Here is a 15,678-nt window from a genome sequence, read left to right on the forward strand (position 1 = left end):
CCGCAAAAGTACAAAACAGCTTCGACGTTTAAGAATCACAATCTGCTGGCCGGTTCCGGGCTATTGTGAATCGGCCCAGGTGTCCATTTTTTGTTCAAAGACGCTCAGCGGAAGCGAACCGTCTTTCAGTACCGCGTCATGAAAAGCAGCCAGTTTGAACTTCGTGCCCAGCGTGCGCTGATACTTGTTCCGCAATTCGCTGATCTTCATGGCACCGGTCTTATAACCCAGTGCCTGGGCCGGAATTCCCATATAACGTTCAATCTCGGCCGTTGCCGCTTCTTTGCTGATCGCCTCGTTCTCCATCATATACCGGATAGCGGCCTCCCGGCTCATGCCTTTCATGTGGATCGCTACATCCACCACAAGCCTGATTGCCCGGTGCATCTCATCGCCCAGGGCGCCCATGTGCTGATAAGGGTCCTGGTAAAGCCCAAGTTCTTTACCCAGCGATTCGCAATACAATGCCCAGCCTTCTACATAAGCGTTATTCCAGCCAAAACGTCTAAAGGCAGGGAGTTGTGTATTTTCCTGCGTCAGAGATATCTGGTAATGATGGCCGGGTATGGCTTCATGCAGAAACAAGGACTCCATACCCGAGGTAATATTGAATTTAGTTGCATCGAGAATTGGTACGTAGAATATTCCGGGACGGCTGCCGTCTGCTGACCCCGGATTGTACTCGGCACTGGCCGAGGCGGCGCGAAAGGCTTCCGTCTGGCGGATTTCAAATGGGGTTTTTGGTTTGTGGGCAAACATCTTTGGCAGATTGGGTTCCATACGCTTGCGAATGGACCCGAACGCGGCGAGCACTTCGGCGGGCGTTTTGTAGGGCATGAACTTCTGACTGGTATTCATGTACGTGAAGAAATCCTGAATGGTCCCTTTAAATCCGACTTTGAGCCTAATGCTATCCATCTGTTTCCGGATCCGGCTAACCTCTGTCAAGCCGGTCTGGTAAATCTCTTCGGGTGTGCGGGTGGTGGTGGTCTGCTGCCGGACCAGGTAAGTGTACATTTCTTTCCCGCCTGGCACGGCTGAAAGTCCGGAAGAACTCCGCGCCCGTGGAAGGTATTCCTGTTCAAGAAAATCAGCCAGACGCCTGTATGCAGGCAAAATCACGTTTGATATTGATGCGGCATAGGCAGTCTTGATCCTTGATTTTTCGGCTGGCGGGAAGGAATCAGGCAGTTTGTTTACCGGCCCGTAAAACAGGCTTTCGGCCGGCCTGCTGACCTGCATGCTTTTCAGCTGTGGAATCATTTTGAGCACGAGTGTACGCGGCAGTACGAGGCCGCTGGTCATGCCTTTTCTAAAATTCCCAATAGCTGTATCCGCCCACACGGCGAAGGCATCAGCCCGCTTCAGCCAATTATCGTAGTCTTTCACCGTTTTGAACGGCTGCGCCCCGGTACCCGCACCCAATTGTGCAAAAGTAAGCGGGAGCGCCGACATTTGGTTAAAGGGCATGTATTCAAACCGGTATTGAAAGCCCTGAAGCGCCGTCTCGATCTGGTTTTTCATCATCGCATAAGAAAGCTGCCGCGAAGCTGAAAGTGATGAGGGCGCATAGTTATTGAGGCTGTCGAGAAACCGATGATTAAAAGCCCTGGCATTTTTTATGAACGCCTGGCTTCCATCATTCGGCAGCCGGTCGTTGTACCGGTTGTCGCCGATATAGGTGGCAGACAAAGGATAAAGTTTAAGCGACTCCTCCCAGTACAGCGCAGCAAGTTTATCAAATCTTTCACCATTGTCCGGATCGGGCTGATCGTTGCGGCAGGACGCTGCCGCAAATGCAAACAGTAAAAGTACAGCGAGCTTGTTCATAAAGCTAATTTACAATAATTTCAGCAGCCTGACGCTGTAAGGGTCAAGCCTGCGTGTACCAGCAATCATGCAGGTGCCCCTTGCTTCCGTACACCGGGTCATTGTCAGGAAGCGGTACGGCTGCAATCTGCTCATCCGCCTCAGGTCGTTCTTCTTCCTTTCCGTATTTCATGTCAAAGTCCCGGCCGTTCGGGTAGGCTCCTACACAAAGAAAGTCATCACTGCTTTTCAAACATTTGTGCGCCACGCCGGCCGGGATAACAACCGCATCGCCCCGGTTTAGCTCGATGCATACACCATGGTCGCCACCAAACTGAACCTCGGCGCGACCGCAAAACACACCCATTGTTTCGTGCGTGGTTGCGTGATAGTGGTGGTAATCATAGATGCCGTTTTCCCAACTGTTGCTGTACCCGTTTCCGGCGAAAGTCTTTTTAATGGCCTCTGTTGTATCGTCAGGCTTCAGCATGAAGGCACCTTTATAAATAAGAAGCGGGAGCCTGCCATTGTTGGGAAAGCTCCCGTTTTCTTCGACAACATGCGACACAAGGTAAGCCTCGTGAACCAATTTTTCTTTTTCCATTGCTAGGAGGGTTTCCTCCTAAACAACCGGCCATCGATTTTGCTTAAAAAGATTGCATTTAGCTCCATGGTCTGGAACTTTAATGCTTTGTTTTCGCACTTGCCACTTCAGCAGCAAAGCCGGGAGTGGTGCTAACTTCATCCTTCTATTCATAAAAACAAAAAAGCCACCTTTTCAGGTGGCTTTGGTATGATTTTGTCCGTTAGGCCAGCAGTCGTACCGGCTCTTCCAGGAGCGCTTTCAGCGTTTGCAGGAAGGCAGCACCCGTAGCGCCGTCTACCACCCGGTGATCACAGCTCAGGGTTACTTTCATGACGTTACCAGGAACAACTGCTCCGTTTTTCACAACAGGCACTTGCGAGATGCCACCTACGGCCAGAATGCAGGCATCAGGCGGGTTGATGATGGCGGTGAACTCGTCGATGCCAAACATACCCAGGTTCGAGATCGTAAAGGTCGACCCTTCCCAGTCTGCCGGTTGCAGCTTTTTTGCTTTTGCACGCTGTGCAAAGTCTTTAACCTCGGCAGATATGTGTGTGAGGGATTTTCCGTCTGCAAAGCGTACAACAGGAACGAGCAGTCCGTCTTCAACGGCTACGGCCACACCAATATTCACATGTTCGTTGTAGCGTATTTTGTCTCCCAGCCAGGATGAGTTTACGGCTGGATGTTGTTTCAATGCAATCGCTGTTGCCTTCAGCACCAGGTCGTTAAACGATACTTTTGATGGTGCATATTCGTTGATCCGGGCGCGCGCTTCCATGGCCTTGTCCATGTCGATGCTCATGGTCAGGTAGAAGTGCGGCGCGGTAAACAGGCTTTCAGACAGGCGTTTTGCAATTACCTTACGCATTTGCGTAACCGGTTTTTCGCTGAACTTCACCTCGCCGGTATACTGCGGAATCGATGCTGATTTCTCGGCAGAGGCCGTCGGAGCTGCCAAAGCTTGCTCCTGAGCAGGTTGCGCAGCAGGTTTGAAGTTTTCAATATCTTTTTTAATGATCCTTCCACCTTCGGCGCTTCCGGCCACCTGGCTCAGGTCAATTCCTTTATCTTCTGCAATTTTGCGTGCAAGCGGAGACGCTTTGACACGGCCGCCGTCAGTAGATTTTGCTTCGGCTACCGGTGCGGCAGGCTCTTTCGTCTCTGCCTGTGCAGGCGCTGCGGCTGCAGCATCTTGCTGTGCTGCGACAGGTTTTGCCGGTGCATCGCCCGCGTTCAGGACGCCTGAAATATCGGTCCCTTCAGGGCCAACAATGGCAATAATACCGTTTACTTTAGCAGCCTGGCCTTTCTCAACGCCGATGTGAAGCAGGGTGCCTTCAGCATAACCCATCACTTCCATGGTTGCCTTGTCTGTTTCAACATCAGCAAGCACATCATCATCTTTCACTTTGTCGCCTACCTTTTTATGCCATTCAGCGATCACGCCTTCAGTCATGGTATCGCTCAGCAGCGGCATCCGCACAACGGTTACTCCCTGTTTGGCCAGTTCTTCTTCACTTAATCCGCTGCCAGAACCGGTTGCCGGCTCTTCTTCCTTATCTTCGGTTTTTTGTTCAGCCTGTTCAGCTTCCGGAGCGTTGTCGCCACCGGCAGCCTCGAGCGCCGATTTATAATCTTCACCCTCTTTACCGATCACAGCGATGACGGCATCGATCGGAACACCTTTTCCTTCTTCCACTCCAATATAGAGCAGTGTACCTTCTTCGTAAGACTCGAGGTCCATCGTGGCTTTATCAGTTTCCACTTCGGCCAGCACGTCACCACTCTTGATTTTATCGCCAACTTTTGCATGCCATTTCGCCAATACCCCTTCAGTCATGGTATCGCTCATTTTCGGCATTCTAACTACTTCAGCCATTCTAATATCTTCTTGAATCGGTTCTTAAAATTAATCCTGTATATATGGGTAATCCTGCTGGGCATAGACATCCAGGTACAGCTCTTCTGGTTCAGGCCATGGCGACTCCTCGGCAAATTTAACCGAGTCTTCAACGATTTTCTTCACCTTCGCTTCGATTTCCTCGATCCAGGCCTGGTCTGCATATTTTTCTTGCAGGATGGTTTCACGAACCTGCTCAATCGGATCTTTTGCTTTGTAATCTTCAAGCTCCTCCTTGGTGCGGTATTTTGCCGGGTCAGACATGGAGTGCCCCCGGTAGCGGTACGTACGCATTTCAAGGAAGGTCGGACCTTCACCTGCACGTGCGCGCTGCGCAGCTTCATCCATGGCATTGTGTACGGCAACAGGATCCATTCCGTTAACCGGTGCACATGGCATGTCGAAACCAAGGCCAATTTTATAAATGTCGGTCATGTTCGTGGTGCGTTCAACTGAAGTACCCATTGCATAACCGTTATTCTCGCAAACAAAAATCACCGGTAGTTTCCAAAGCATGGCCATGTTGAAAGCCTCGTTTAAAGCACCCTGGCGCACAGCACCGTCGCCCATGTAACATACATTCACAGCTTGGGTGCCCTTGTACTTTTCAGCAAAAGCAATACCGGCACCAAGCGGAATCTGACCGCCTACAATCCCGTGCCCGCCATAAAAGTTATGCTCCTTGCTGAACATGTGCATGGAACCACCCTTACCTTTTGAGCACCCGGTTGCTTTGCCATACATTTCAGCCATGATCGCGTTTGCGCTCACACCTTTTGCAAGGGCATGGGCATGATCGCGATAAGCAGTAATCATCGAATCTTCAGGTCTGAGTGCCGAAATTGCTCCGGCCACAACGGCCTCCTGACCGATGTATAGGTGGCAAAAACCACGGATTTTCTGCTGTCCGTACAATTGTCCTGTCTTCTCTTCAAACTTACGCATCAGGAGCATCGACTCGAACCATTGTAGATAGGTATCTTTAGTTATTTCTACTGCACTCATTTACTTGGATTTGTTTTTTTTTTGCGACAGCAAATCTAAACCTTTTCTTCTAATTTGAGGAATGATTTAGTGTAAAATGAACACGAAGAAGCGCCAAAATGTGGATAACTTTGGTTTTTTAACATTTGAAATTTGGATGAGATTTGGAATATAGGTAGCTTTGTACACCAAACAATAAGCCCAGGTGGTGTACGTTTAAGTGTAAGTGTTTTACCCAAACTTAACAGTATAACATGATTAAAAAGTTTTTGTTCTGTTCAATGATTGCATTATTGACCGCTACAACAGCATTTTCGCAGTCAAAATCGAAAGAAACAACTCAACTGGAAGATCCCGATAACTTAGCAAGCCAATATTTTTCCCAGGTAATGGGTGTCGCGGCCGATGCAACTTCCAATGTTAAGCTATACAAATTTATCTATGAATGGATCGGTACACCATACCGGTTCGGTGGCAATACAAAAAAGGGCATCGATTGTTCTGCTTTTACCAAGGCCATTTATGATAAAGTTTTCAACACAACTATACTCAGAAATTCCCGCGATATCTTCAGCATGGTTGATCCGCTTTCTAAAGAAGAATTGAAACAGGGTGACCTGGTTTTTTTCAAATTTAAGAGCCGAAGCATCTCACATGTAGGCATTTACCTTGGCGACAACCGGTTTGCCCATGCTTCTTCATCAAGGGGTGTGGTGATCAGTAACCTGAACGAACCATATTACTCGCGTGGTTTTTACAAAGGCGGCCGCATTATGGAGTCGTTCCGGAAAGAGTTTGAGATCGAGTAGTTCCTGCTTAAAAGAAATAACAGTCCTCCGGCATACCGCCAGGAGGATTTTTTTTGCCCTATGAAAATAAAAAGTCTTGTCTTTTGCCTGGCCGGTTGTTTGTCGTTGTTCTTAGCCTGCGGCGGAAACCAGGCGCAGGTACCCACTGCACAAAACGACCCTGCCAGTCACGACAGCACGTTGCGGAAACTGAAAGATACCATTCGCATCACGGCCGTAGGCGACATCATGCTTGGTTCTGCTTATCCGTCCAAGACCGGGCTGCCACCCGATGATGCCCGCAGCAGTTTCGCTGCCGCAGACAGTTTCCTGACCGGAGATGTTGTATTTGGAAACCTCGAGGGCTGCCTGCTCGATAATGGTAAATCATCTAAATGCAAAGACCCCCTCAGCAACAGTTGTTTCGCCTTCCGTATGCCCGAACGCTATGCGGGAATCATTCAAAAGGCGGGCTTCAACGTGCTCAGCATTGCCAATAACCATGTTGGCGACTTCGACACAGGCGGCAGAAAACGTACTGCGGCCGTTCTGGACTCGCTGCAGATCAATTATGCCGGTCAGCTTGACAAACCCTATGCTTTATTTGAAAAAGACAGCGTGCGTTATGCCTTCTGCGCATTTGCACCGAATGAAAACTGCGTTTCGATTAATAACCTGCAGCAGGCCAGGGCGCTGGTCTCCAGCCTCAAAGCACGTGCAGACATTGTCATCGTGTCGTTCCATGGCGGAGCCGAAGGCGCAAAATTTGAAAGGGTACCGAAACGCAATGAGATCTTTTACCGGGAAAACCGGGGCAACGTTTATGCCTTCGCACATGCGGTTATTGATGCTGGTGCCGATGTTGTGCTTGGTCATGGCCCGCATGTTACCCGGGCAGTCGAATTGTATAAAAAACGCTTCATAGCCTATAGCCTTGGAAATTTTTGTACGTACGGCATGTTCAGTCTCAAAGGACCAAACGGGGTAGCGCCCCTGTTGCAGCTAGCCCTGAATTCGAAAGGCGAATTCCTTTCCGCAAAAGTCATTTCGGTTAAGCAGGATAAAGTAAACCGCCTGCAACTTGATCCTGCCGGTACAGCTTTCCGTAAATTGAGCACGCTGAGTAAACTTGATTTCCCGGGAAATGCGCTGAATTTTTCTGTTGCCGGCAACATCACGGCGGTTCAGCAACCCGAAGGGCGATAAAACAAGCGGGGAACATCCTGTTCCCCGCGTTATACTAAGATTCGTCCCTTGTATTTCTAACCAGGCCAATGCCTGACACGAAAAAGATAAGACCGATTACTCCATACACGATCAGTGCACGGGTTTGTCCGGATTGATTCACAAAGCCGTAACCGGCATAGATCAGACCAATAATACCCAGAATGGTGAGTATGGTTCCGAAAGTACGTTTTACATTCATGATAAGCAGATTAAGATTGGTATAATTCTGCTCATGCAATATCTATGCCTGCAAATCAAGGGCCCTGAAAAGCAGGGAACCGCGCAGGTTCCCCGCTTCTTTTACCATACACCAACCCGGTCGGCGGGCTTCACATACATCTTTGCTGTAGGCTGAACGTTAAACGCCTTGTAAAACGCCTCCATATTGTATACCGGACCATTTACCCGGAACATCTCGGGCGAGTGCGGATCAGTTTTCAGCCTGACACGCATGGTCTCTTCTCGGGTCTTGATTCGCCACACTTGCGCAAAACCCAGGAAAAACCGCTGGTCCGGCGTAAATCCGTCAATTCTTTTGCTGTTGTCCCTGCCTTGTTCCGTGAGCTTAAACGCATCGTAGGCAATGTTCAAACCACCGATATCGGCCAGGTTCTCTCCCAGTGTGAGTGCGCCGTTTACCTGCTGGTCATACAATTTAAAAGAGTCATAAAGTTTCACAACCTTATCGGCCTTTTCCTTGAATTTAGCAGCATCAGCAGGCGTCCACCAGTCTTTCAGGTTTCCGTCTTTGTCGTACTGTCTGCCCTGATCGTCAAAGCCATGGGTCATTTCGTGGCCAATCACGGCGCCAATCGCTCCATAGTTAATGGCATCGTCGGCATTAAAATCAAAGAACGGAAATTGCAGGATCCCCGCAGGGAAAACGATTTCGTTATAAGATGGATTGTAATACGCATTGACCGTAGGTGGCGTCATGCCCCATTCTGTACGGTCAATTGGCTTGCCCATTTTTTCAGCCATCTCCCTATAGGCATGTTTCCTGGCCGATTGCAAATTGGCATAATACGTGGCCCGGCCAACCGTTACATCGTCATATTTTTTCCATTTATCAGGATAACCGATCTTCTTCAGAAAGGATTCCAGTTTATCTATGGCCTTCTTCTTGGTATCGGCGCTCATCCAGTCAAGCTTCTCAATACGCGCCTTGTATACCTTCTGAAGGTTATTTACCAGTTCGAGCATCCTTTTTTTTGCTTCAGGCTTGAAGTGTTTCTCGGTATACAACTGGCCAAGCAATTCGCCCAGGTTATCATCGGTACTGTTAACAATGGTTTTCCAGCGCTCGGTCGGTGCCTGCTGGCCACTCAGCGTACGGCCGAAAAATTCAAACCTTGCATCGCGAAAAGCCTTGCTTAAAGCGGGTGCGCCTGAATTGATGGCATCAAACCGCAGCTTTTGTTTCCACAGCTCGATCGGCTCTGACCTGAGCAGGGTATTCAGGGTTTGGTAATACCTGGGCTGGCCTACCAGCACAGTATCTGTCTTGATCAGCAGCCGGTCCAGCACATTGCGCCAGTTCATTCCTGGTGTGCGTTTCTGGATATCTGAGACCGCGAATTTGTTGTAGTTCTTCTGCGGATCGCGGAGCTCAACCGGTGTGGAGTGCGATGCAGCCAGGGCAGTCTCCAGCCGGATCACATGATCTGTATACTGGTCAGCAGCAGCTGGCGCCGATCCTGTGAGTTTGAATAAAGTGGAAACATACTTTTTATAAGCCTGCCTGATTTTTTTTGCCTTATCGTCCTGGTCAAGGTAATAACTCCGGTCGGGCAAGACGATACCGGCCTGCCCAAAATGGACGGCGTTTTTATTGCTGATCTTATCGTCCGGACCCACATAAAAAGACAACAGGTCACCCTGTCCTTCGGCATATCCTGATGTGATGAATGCGATCAGATCATCCGGGCTTTTGATGGCGTCGATCCTGGCCAGGAGTGGCTTGATGGGATCATAACCTAACTTCTCTATCGTCACGGTATCCATCCCGCTGGCATAGAAGTCGCCGACCTTCTGCCCGGCCGATCCGGGTTTATCCCTGGCAGCGGCAGCTTCTTTTAAGATCTGTTCAAGATTCTTCAGGTTGTCATTATACAAGGTGTAAAATGAACCCCATCCGGTCTCAGTTTTCGGGATAGCCGTTTTTTTTAACCAGTTCCCACTGGCATAAAGGAAAAAATTATCGCCTGGCTTCACAGTCGTGTCCATGCCGGCTACATCTAAAAAGTTGGTCCGGGCGGGAACTTCGGCGCCGGAGGTGCCTGACCCCCGGTCCTGGCAAGCCGCTGCGGCCAGCAGCACAGGGATGAGTAGTCTGAGATTTTTATTCATATGTTTAAGTTAGTAGGGTATTACATGCGTTACACGCTGCCGGCATTCCTGGCAAATTTGTCTATATTTGAGAGGAACCACAAACTGCTTATCCCGGTCACAGCCGACCGGGATTAATCGCTCATTAAAAATAAAAATATGAATTACGGACTATATATCGGCATCTTTGTCGCATTCGTCATCCTGATCAGCTCATTTGTTACGGTAAAACAAGGCACCATTGCCGTCGTCACTGTCTTCGGTAAATACCGCCGCCTGCTCCGCCCGGGCCTAAGCCTGAAAATTCCATTGATCGAAGCGATCCATTCCCGCATTTCGATCCAGAACCGGTCGGTAGAATTGTCGTTCCAGGCTGTTACGCAAGATCAGGCCAATGTTTACTTCAAAGCCATGCTGTTGTATTCTGTTCTTGACCAGCAGGAAGAGACCATTAAAAATGTCGCCTTTAAATTCGTTGACGCAACAAACCTGATGCAGGCCCTGATCCGTACCATTGAAGGGTCTATCCGGGCATATGTGGCTACCCAGCGGCAAGCCAATGTGTTGTCGCAGCGGCATGAGATCGTGGAACATGTTAAACACCAGATAGACCCGGTGCTGGAAAGCTGGGGTTACCACCTGCAGGATCTTCAACTGAATGATATCACTTTTGATGAGGAGATTATGCGTTCTATGAGTAAGGTTGTTGCTTCCCATAACCTGAAGGCCGCTGCAGAAAACGAAGGCCAGGCCCTCCTGATCACAAAAACGAAAGCAGCCGAGGCCGACGGAAACGCAATTAAGATCGCGGCCACGGCAGAACGAGAGGCGGCTCAGCTGCGTGGCCAGGGTATTGCTTTGTTCCGCGAAGAGGTCGCAAAAGGCATGACCCAGGCGGCGCTGGAAATGGAAAGTGCGAAACTGGACATTTCGGTTATCCTTTTCACCATGTGGACAGAATCGATCAAACAATTTGCAGAGAACAGCGAGGGCAACGTCATTTTCCTTGATGGCAGCACTGAAGGCATGAACAAAACGATGCGGGAAATGATGGCCATGCAGATCGACAAACTTAAAAACGGCAATTAATCCCATAAAAAAAGCAGGTATGTGGTCACATACCTGCTTTTTTTACCGGAACTGAAGATTAAAACTTTTTCATGCCGGGCAGGTTCATGACGTAACTGCCGCTCTGACCCATAAAGTCTGCCATTACCCTCAGCGACTCATCCTGGATAAAATCATAGTCGTCATCTTTCGGGCGCTCACCTTTCTTTACGGGTGGTAATCCCCGGGCGGCACGCAGTTCATTGATGCGGCGCTGATTTCTCGCCTCTGCCTCATCGCGTTCCTGTTTCAATGCTGCCTGGTTTAATGTTATCGATTGTTCTGCATCGCGTTTTTTCATCTCGGCGATATCCTCATTCAAAAACTTGTAATCAAGCGACTTTGCCATGCGCTCATTGTGCATTTTAACAAGGGCAGCTTTTACATTGCGTAGGTCAGCAACGGGCTTAAAGCCTGAAGCTGCGACCTCATCCCATGGTAACGCTGAAGGCTCGGTATCCTCACCAATCTTGTCCAGCGGGTAGATGGACGGAAAGACCACGTCTGGCATCACACCTTTATGCTGTGTACTGCTGCCATTAACCCGATAAAATTTAGCCATGGTCAGGTTGATCTGGCCAAGTTGCGGATTTTCAGCAGTGCCAGTTCCTGTGGTATTCTTCTTGTTGACCAGTGCGGCAAACCGCTGAAGTATTGAGGCATTGAGTACCCGGTTCAGATCAATAGCCGACTGCACCGTGCCTTTGCCATACGTTTGGGTACCCAGTATAATGCCACGGCCGTAATCCTGGATAGCGCCCGAGAAGATCTCGGAAGCTGAAGCACTCAGGCGATCAATCATGACACCCATCGGGCCATCCCACGAAACGCCCGCTTTTTCATCGCTTTGCACATCAATTTTGCCCCGCAGGTCTTTTACCTGCACAACAGGTCCTTTGTCAATAAACAGACCGGTAAGTTCAATAGCCTCAAGCAGCGAACCGCCACCATTGCTCCGCAAGTCCATCAAAATGGCATCCACCTTATCGCGGTTTTTCAAGGTATCCAGCAACAGCCTGACATCCCGCGTGGTGCTTTTGTAGTTTGGATCGCCTGCATTGGCGGCTTTAAAATCTGCATAAAAGGCCGGAACCTCAATGATGCCGATTTTATATTGTTTGCCGTTTTCCGTGACGGTTTTTACTTTTTTCTTGGCAGACTGATCTTCGAGCACCACCCGGTCGCGTGTCAGTTCAATGATGCGCGGCTTGGCCGAAAGCTCCATCCCCACAGGAATGATCTTAAGCCGAACCTTGGTCCCTTTCGGGCCTTTGATCTTTGAAACCGCCTCATCCAGGCGCCAGCCGGTTAGATCCAGGAATTCTGTCTGCCCCTGCGCTACGCCGATAATCCGGTCCCCCTGGTACAATTGTTTGCTTTTAAATGCCGGACCGCCGGGTATGATCTCCGCAATCTTGATCACATCGTTCTCCAGTTGTAAACGGGCGCCGATTCCCTCGAACGACCTGGCCATATCTTCATTGAATGCAGTGGCGTTGGGTGGCGTAAAATAATTGGTATGCGGATCGATCGACTCTGTAAAGGCATTCATCAGCACCTGAAAAACGTCCTGGCTATTGGTCTTGGCCGACTGTGTTTGCAGGTTTTTGTAGCGGGTGGTGAGGGTTTGCGTATTTTTTGCGTCAGTCCCGCCTGCAATGCGCAGGTTAAGCAATTCATATTTGAACCGCTGTTTCCAAAGTTTATTCAGTTCTTCCTGTGTACTCAGGTAGGGCAGCTTTTCCCGGTCGTAAGTGAACGTTTCATTGCCTGTGAAATCAAATTTGGCGTTAATCTGGCCCATGGAAAACTTGAGCCATTGATCAAACCGCTTCATGTACACATTGTACATATAAAAAGGCGCACTGAGATCCCCATTCCTGAAATCATCATCGAGTGAATAACGAAACTTTTCAAACTCCTTTATATCGGAAGACAGAAAGTAGTTTTTCGAGCCATCAAGCGTTTTCAGGTATTTATCGAAGATCACAGACGAAATGGAATCATTCAGCTGGATCTTCTTATAGTTGTAGTTCTCGATCAGGTTCACCACCTCCTTGGCCACCAGCATCTGCTGCTCTTCGGGTTTTATGTTTGTAACCCCATCGACCAGCTTCTGTTGCTTGGGTGCGGCATGGCAGGCCAGAACGGCGGCGGTGAGTGCTACAAATAAAGTTCTTCCTAACATCTCCTTAAATAATTTAAAATCCATTTTCTTAACAATGAGCCAATATGGCACCAATTTATCAAATAAACAAAAAAGAGACACCAATATTACCGTCTCCAAGCAATCTGATAAAAACACAAAAAAGCCGTGTATAAATAAGGTGCAGACTCCTGTTTAGGAACGTAAAAATGAAGTGTTTTGTTTTCCTGGCCGGAACAGGAGTTAGTTCTGCAATCGCAATCAGGAGCGCTTTTTCGCAACAGGCAATTGATTTCTCGCATCGCGGATGCGACCGGTGTACTGCTTGCTGCGAATGGAGTTGGCCAGCCATTCTGCACGCTTCAGGTCGCGTTCAGCCAGTTTATAGTCCTTCCGTCTGATGTTGGCCATGGCGATGCCGAGAACAGACTCGATATAGGCGTGGTTGTTTCCCATCTGCTGGGCAAGGATACCCTGCTGTGTATAAAACCAGAGACATTCGGTAATGCGGTTACCTGCCAGGTAGATCTTGCCAAGCTGCTGGTAGGCACCCATAAGCCCGGTGCGGCTGCCGATCTTGGAGTAATTTTTTATGGCGACATTCAGCATGACCTGCTCTGCCTCCACATAATGCGCAAGATTATAGTGCATGTTGCTCATCTTCATCAGCGCATCGCCGTACCGCTGAAATTTGCGTATGGCATTGTATTCAAAAGCTGCTTTTCCAAAAAATGTCAGCGCCTCCGCATACTCACCCTGTTTTTCATAATCCAGTCCCTCGTCAAAATAGGCATTTCCATCAGCCTCATCGATCTTGGAGACCGCAATATTGATGGCGCTTCCGTGCCCGGGGCTGTCATAGGGCGCTACAGAACTGCTCTGTGCGATTGCGGCAAAACAGCTTAACGTTAAGGCAGATAAAAAAAGGCTTGTACGCATGAATTAACAGTAATACAAATATTACAAATTAACTGAATACCTGCAAATTAATATCAAAAGAAGCCCAGACCATATAGGGATGAGAGTCCATGTGAAAAATTTCTCCTGAGGAAGTAATCCCGATCGCCCCGGCAAAGCCGTCGTAAGGTTTCATTTCGTCAAAGGAACGCTGCATGGCAAGTTTAAGGGATAAGCCGTCTGCAACGCGGGTAACAATGCGTGCAGCAAGCGCTGCGCTCACAATGTCTTCGCCCACACCGGTACACGACACAGCCGAAAGCCGGTCGGCATAATTTCCGGCCACGGTTGCCGAATCGCTGACCCTGCCGGGGATTTCGAATCCCTTGCCGCCGGTAGAGGTTGCAGCGGCCAGGTTACCCGCGCTGTCAAGCGCTACGCAGCCCACTGTTCCCAGTCTGTTCTCCTGGTTTTTACGTTCTTCATATTCCCGGAGCCGCTGTTTGGAAACAGGGCTATAAACTTCGAATCCTTCACTGCGTGCAAAATGCTGCGCACCCTCACCACTCAGTACGCGGTCGTCGACTTCTAGCAGCCGGCCTGCAACCTGGATCGGGTTCTTGACTTCCTCCAGGTTGATAACCCCGGCAAAACGCTGCGTCGTGCCGTCCATAACGGCAGCGCTGAGCCGAACCTTGCCATCGCTCTGCAACTGTGACCCATAGCCAGCATTGAACAGTTCATGGTCTTCAAGCAGCGAAACCGTATACATAACTGTTTCGGCTGCAGTATGTGTTTGCAGGAACAAATGGCCTTTTTCGCAAATCATAGCCAGGGCCTCCTGCTTGGCGCGCTTGGTTTCCTGGTTGGTATCTGATTCGCTGAAAAATCCGCCGTGTATGATAATTTTCATGTGCACTTCTTTAATTGACAGATAACAATTTTGGATGCAGAATAGATAAGTGGTGTTTGGCGAGGTCGTAAACGTCGCCGTCGCACATCACATGTACGACCATGTTTTTTATGGAAACAGGTTGCCCCATTTCGACGTCGGTCAGGTTGGTATCTGCCATATGCCGGCCATCAACCAGGATCACCATTCCAGATCCGATGGCTTCCATGCGGTTACCTTCAGAAATGTAGAGCCCGGTGTCTTCACCCAGACCAATGCCCAGGATGCCGGGATTGCTTGCAGCCGCATACAGCAAGCGCCCGATCCGGCCACGCTGTACGAAGTGCGTATCAACAATCACCCCGTCAATAAAACCGAGACCTCCGGTTATTTTCACTTCACCCTTCAGCAAAGCGTCTTTACTGCTGCCCTGGTAGATCATATTCTTTGAACTAGCAGCGGCGCCTGCCGATGTACCTGCAATAACGATGGGCTCATTTGCATATTTCTCAAGCAAAACACGGTGAATTTCGGTTCCGCCAAAAATAGACGACAGCCTGAGCTGGTCACCACCTGTAAACATAATTACATCTGCCGCCCGGATGCGATCGGCATAGGCCGAAGCATTGGCATCTTCCCGGTTGGTGATGTTTAGAATGCCCAGATTAAAAACCTCGAGCTGGGCAAACGCCTTTACATATTCTTCACCGACCTTTTCAGGCATCAGTGAGGCGGTCGTAATGATCTCGAAACGTGATGCAGTGTTTCTAACCGATTCGGTCGTAATGCGTTTCAGGATGCCACGTTCAAAAAAATTCATGTTCTCTGGCAGGCCGAATTGGGTCTCGGCAAAACTGCCGGTGTTAATGGCTCCTCCTATTATGATCAATTTACCTTTCGGTGTCATGGGCCTTGCTTTTTTGTGGGTCAGGGTGCTCAAAGATAGCCCCTTGAAAAAAGAATGACGAATTTTTTTAGCATTGGGCGGGGCTAACCGGCCTGGTGTTAACG

The 15,678-nt window shown here is 49.3% G+C and carries 13 protein-coding genes; 3 read left to right on the top strand and 10 right to left on the bottom strand.

Features of this window, described 5'->3' with window-relative positions; all coding sequences use genetic code 11:
* Nucleotides 1-60: 60 nt before the first annotated feature.
* The 4 genes from C7T94_RS01650 to pdhA all read right to left on the bottom strand — a co-directional run bounded on the left by C7T94_RS01650 (nt 61) and on the right by pdhA (nt 5,303).
* Nucleotides 61-1,830 (bottom strand): DUF885 domain-containing protein, encoded by a 1,770-nt coding sequence (locus C7T94_RS01650; RefSeq protein WP_107213028.1) that lies wholly within the window; start codon nt 1,828-1,830, stop codon nt 61-63.
* A 43-nt stretch (nt 1,831-1,873) separates the two neighbouring features.
* Nucleotides 1,874-2,413 (bottom strand): hypothetical protein, encoded by a 540-nt coding sequence (locus C7T94_RS01655; RefSeq protein WP_107213029.1) that lies wholly within the window; start codon nt 2,411-2,413, stop codon nt 1,874-1,876.
* Between the two features lie 202 nt (nt 2,414-2,615).
* Nucleotides 2,616-4,277, bottom strand: coding sequence for a pyruvate dehydrogenase complex dihydrolipoamide acetyltransferase (locus C7T94_RS01660; protein ID WP_107213030.1), 1,662 nt, complete (start codon nt 4,275-4,277; stop codon nt 2,616-2,618).
* Between the two features lie 30 nt (nt 4,278-4,307).
* Nucleotides 4,308-5,303: a pyruvate dehydrogenase (acetyl-transferring) E1 component subunit alpha gene (pdhA, locus tag C7T94_RS01665; protein ID WP_107213031.1), complete on the bottom strand. Its 996-nt coding sequence runs from the start codon at nt 5,301-5,303 to the stop codon at nt 4,308-4,310.
* A 233-nt stretch (nt 5,304-5,536) separates the two neighbouring features.
* On the opposite strand from pdhA, the gene C7T94_RS01670 reads away from it, so the two are divergent.
* Complete coding sequence (locus tag C7T94_RS01670) at nt 5,537-6,091, top strand: C40 family peptidase (protein WP_107213032.1); 555 nt, start codon at nt 5,537-5,539, stop codon at nt 6,089-6,091.
* Between the two features lie 60 nt (nt 6,092-6,151).
* Nucleotides 6,152-7,276 carry a CapA family protein gene (locus C7T94_RS01675; protein ID WP_107213033.1) on the top strand — a complete coding sequence of 375 codons (1,125 nt, stop codon included), beginning with the start codon at nt 6,152-6,154 and terminating at the stop codon, nt 7,274-7,276.
* A gap of 34 nt (nt 7,277-7,310) precedes the next feature.
* On the opposite strand, the gene C7T94_RS01680 is transcribed toward C7T94_RS01675, so the two are convergent.
* Nucleotides 7,311-7,496 carry a hypothetical protein gene (locus C7T94_RS01680; protein ID WP_107214619.1) on the bottom strand — a complete coding sequence of 62 codons (186 nt, stop codon included), beginning with the start codon at nt 7,494-7,496 and terminating at the stop codon, nt 7,311-7,313.
* A gap of 101 nt (nt 7,497-7,597) precedes the next feature.
* Nucleotides 7,598-9,646, bottom strand: a complete 2,049-nt coding sequence (locus tag C7T94_RS01685; protein WP_107213035.1) for a M13 family metallopeptidase — start codon at nt 9,644-9,646, stop codon at nt 7,598-7,600.
* A 138-nt stretch (nt 9,647-9,784) separates the two neighbouring features.
* On the opposite strand from C7T94_RS01685, the gene C7T94_RS01690 reads away from it, so the two are divergent.
* Nucleotides 9,785-10,714: an SPFH domain-containing protein gene (locus C7T94_RS01690; RefSeq protein ID WP_107213037.1), complete on the top strand. Its 930-nt coding sequence runs from the start codon at nt 9,785-9,787 to the stop codon at nt 10,712-10,714.
* A 58-nt stretch (nt 10,715-10,772) separates the two neighbouring features.
* On the opposite strand, the gene C7T94_RS01695 is transcribed toward C7T94_RS01690, so the two are convergent.
* The 4 genes from C7T94_RS01695 to C7T94_RS01710 all read right to left on the bottom strand — a co-directional run bounded on the left by C7T94_RS01695 (nt 10,773) and on the right by C7T94_RS01710 (nt 15,574).
* Nucleotides 10,773-12,920: a carboxy terminal-processing peptidase gene (locus tag C7T94_RS01695; protein WP_239494899.1), complete on the bottom strand. Its 2,148-nt coding sequence runs from the start codon at nt 12,918-12,920 to the stop codon at nt 10,773-10,775.
* A gap of 219 nt (nt 12,921-13,139) precedes the next feature.
* A complete protein-coding gene (locus C7T94_RS01700; RefSeq protein ID WP_107213041.1) occupies nt 13,140-13,817 on the bottom strand; it encodes a tetratricopeptide repeat protein in 678 nt (225 codons plus the stop codon).
* A gap of 28 nt (nt 13,818-13,845) precedes the next feature.
* Entirely contained in the window at nt 13,846-14,688 is an 843-nt protein-coding gene (locus C7T94_RS01705; protein WP_107213043.1) for an isoaspartyl peptidase/L-asparaginase, read from the bottom strand.
* 10 nt (nt 14,689-14,698) lie between these two features.
* A complete protein-coding gene (locus C7T94_RS01710) occupies nt 14,699-15,574 on the bottom strand; it encodes a cyanophycinase (protein WP_107214620.1) in 876 nt (291 codons plus the stop codon).
* Between the last annotated feature and the right edge of the window lie 104 nt (nt 15,575-15,678).

Source organism: Pedobacter yulinensis, assembly GCF_003029735.1.
Taxonomy (GTDB): domain Bacteria; phylum Bacteroidota; class Bacteroidia; order Sphingobacteriales; family Sphingobacteriaceae; genus Pedobacter; species Pedobacter yulinensis.

Coding starts and splice junctions, on each gene's coding strand:
- C7T94_RS01650 (WP_107213028.1), bottom strand. CDS start 1,830: ATGAACAAGCTCGCTGTACTTTTACTGTTTGCATTTGCGGCAGCGTCC.
- C7T94_RS01655 (WP_107213029.1), bottom strand. CDS start 2,413: ATGGAAAAAGAAAAATTGGTTCACGAGGCTTACCTTGTGTCGCATGTT.
- C7T94_RS01660 (WP_107213030.1), bottom strand. CDS start 4,277: ATGGCTGAAGTAGTTAGAATGCCGAAAATGAGCGATACCATGACTGAA.
- pdhA (WP_107213031.1), bottom strand. CDS start 5,303: ATGAGTGCAGTAGAAATAACTAAAGATACCTATCTACAATGGTTCGAG.
- C7T94_RS01670 (WP_107213032.1), top strand. CDS start 5,537: ATGATTAAAAAGTTTTTGTTCTGTTCAATGATTGCATTATTGACCGCT.
- C7T94_RS01675 (WP_107213033.1), top strand. CDS start 6,152: ATGAAAATAAAAAGTCTTGTCTTTTGCCTGGCCGGTTGTTTGTCGTTG.
- C7T94_RS01680 (WP_107214619.1), bottom strand. CDS start 7,496: ATGAATGTAAAACGTACTTTCGGAACCATACTCACCATTCTGGGTATT.
- C7T94_RS01685 (WP_107213035.1), bottom strand. CDS start 9,646: ATGAATAAAAATCTCAGACTACTCATCCCTGTGCTGCTGGCCGCAGCG.
- C7T94_RS01690 (WP_107213037.1), top strand. CDS start 9,785: ATGAATTACGGACTATATATCGGCATCTTTGTCGCATTCGTCATCCTG.
- C7T94_RS01695 (WP_239494899.1), bottom strand. CDS start 12,920: ATGTTAGGAAGAACTTTATTTGTAGCACTCACCGCCGCCGTTCTGGCC.
- C7T94_RS01700 (WP_107213041.1), bottom strand. CDS start 13,817: ATGCGTACAAGCCTTTTTTTATCTGCCTTAACGTTAAGCTGTTTTGCC.
- C7T94_RS01705 (WP_107213043.1), bottom strand. CDS start 14,688: ATGAAAATTATCATACACGGCGGATTTTTCAGCGAATCAGATACCAAC.
- C7T94_RS01710 (WP_107214620.1), bottom strand. CDS start 15,574: ATGACACCGAAAGGTAAATTGATCATAATAGGAGGAGCCATTAACACC.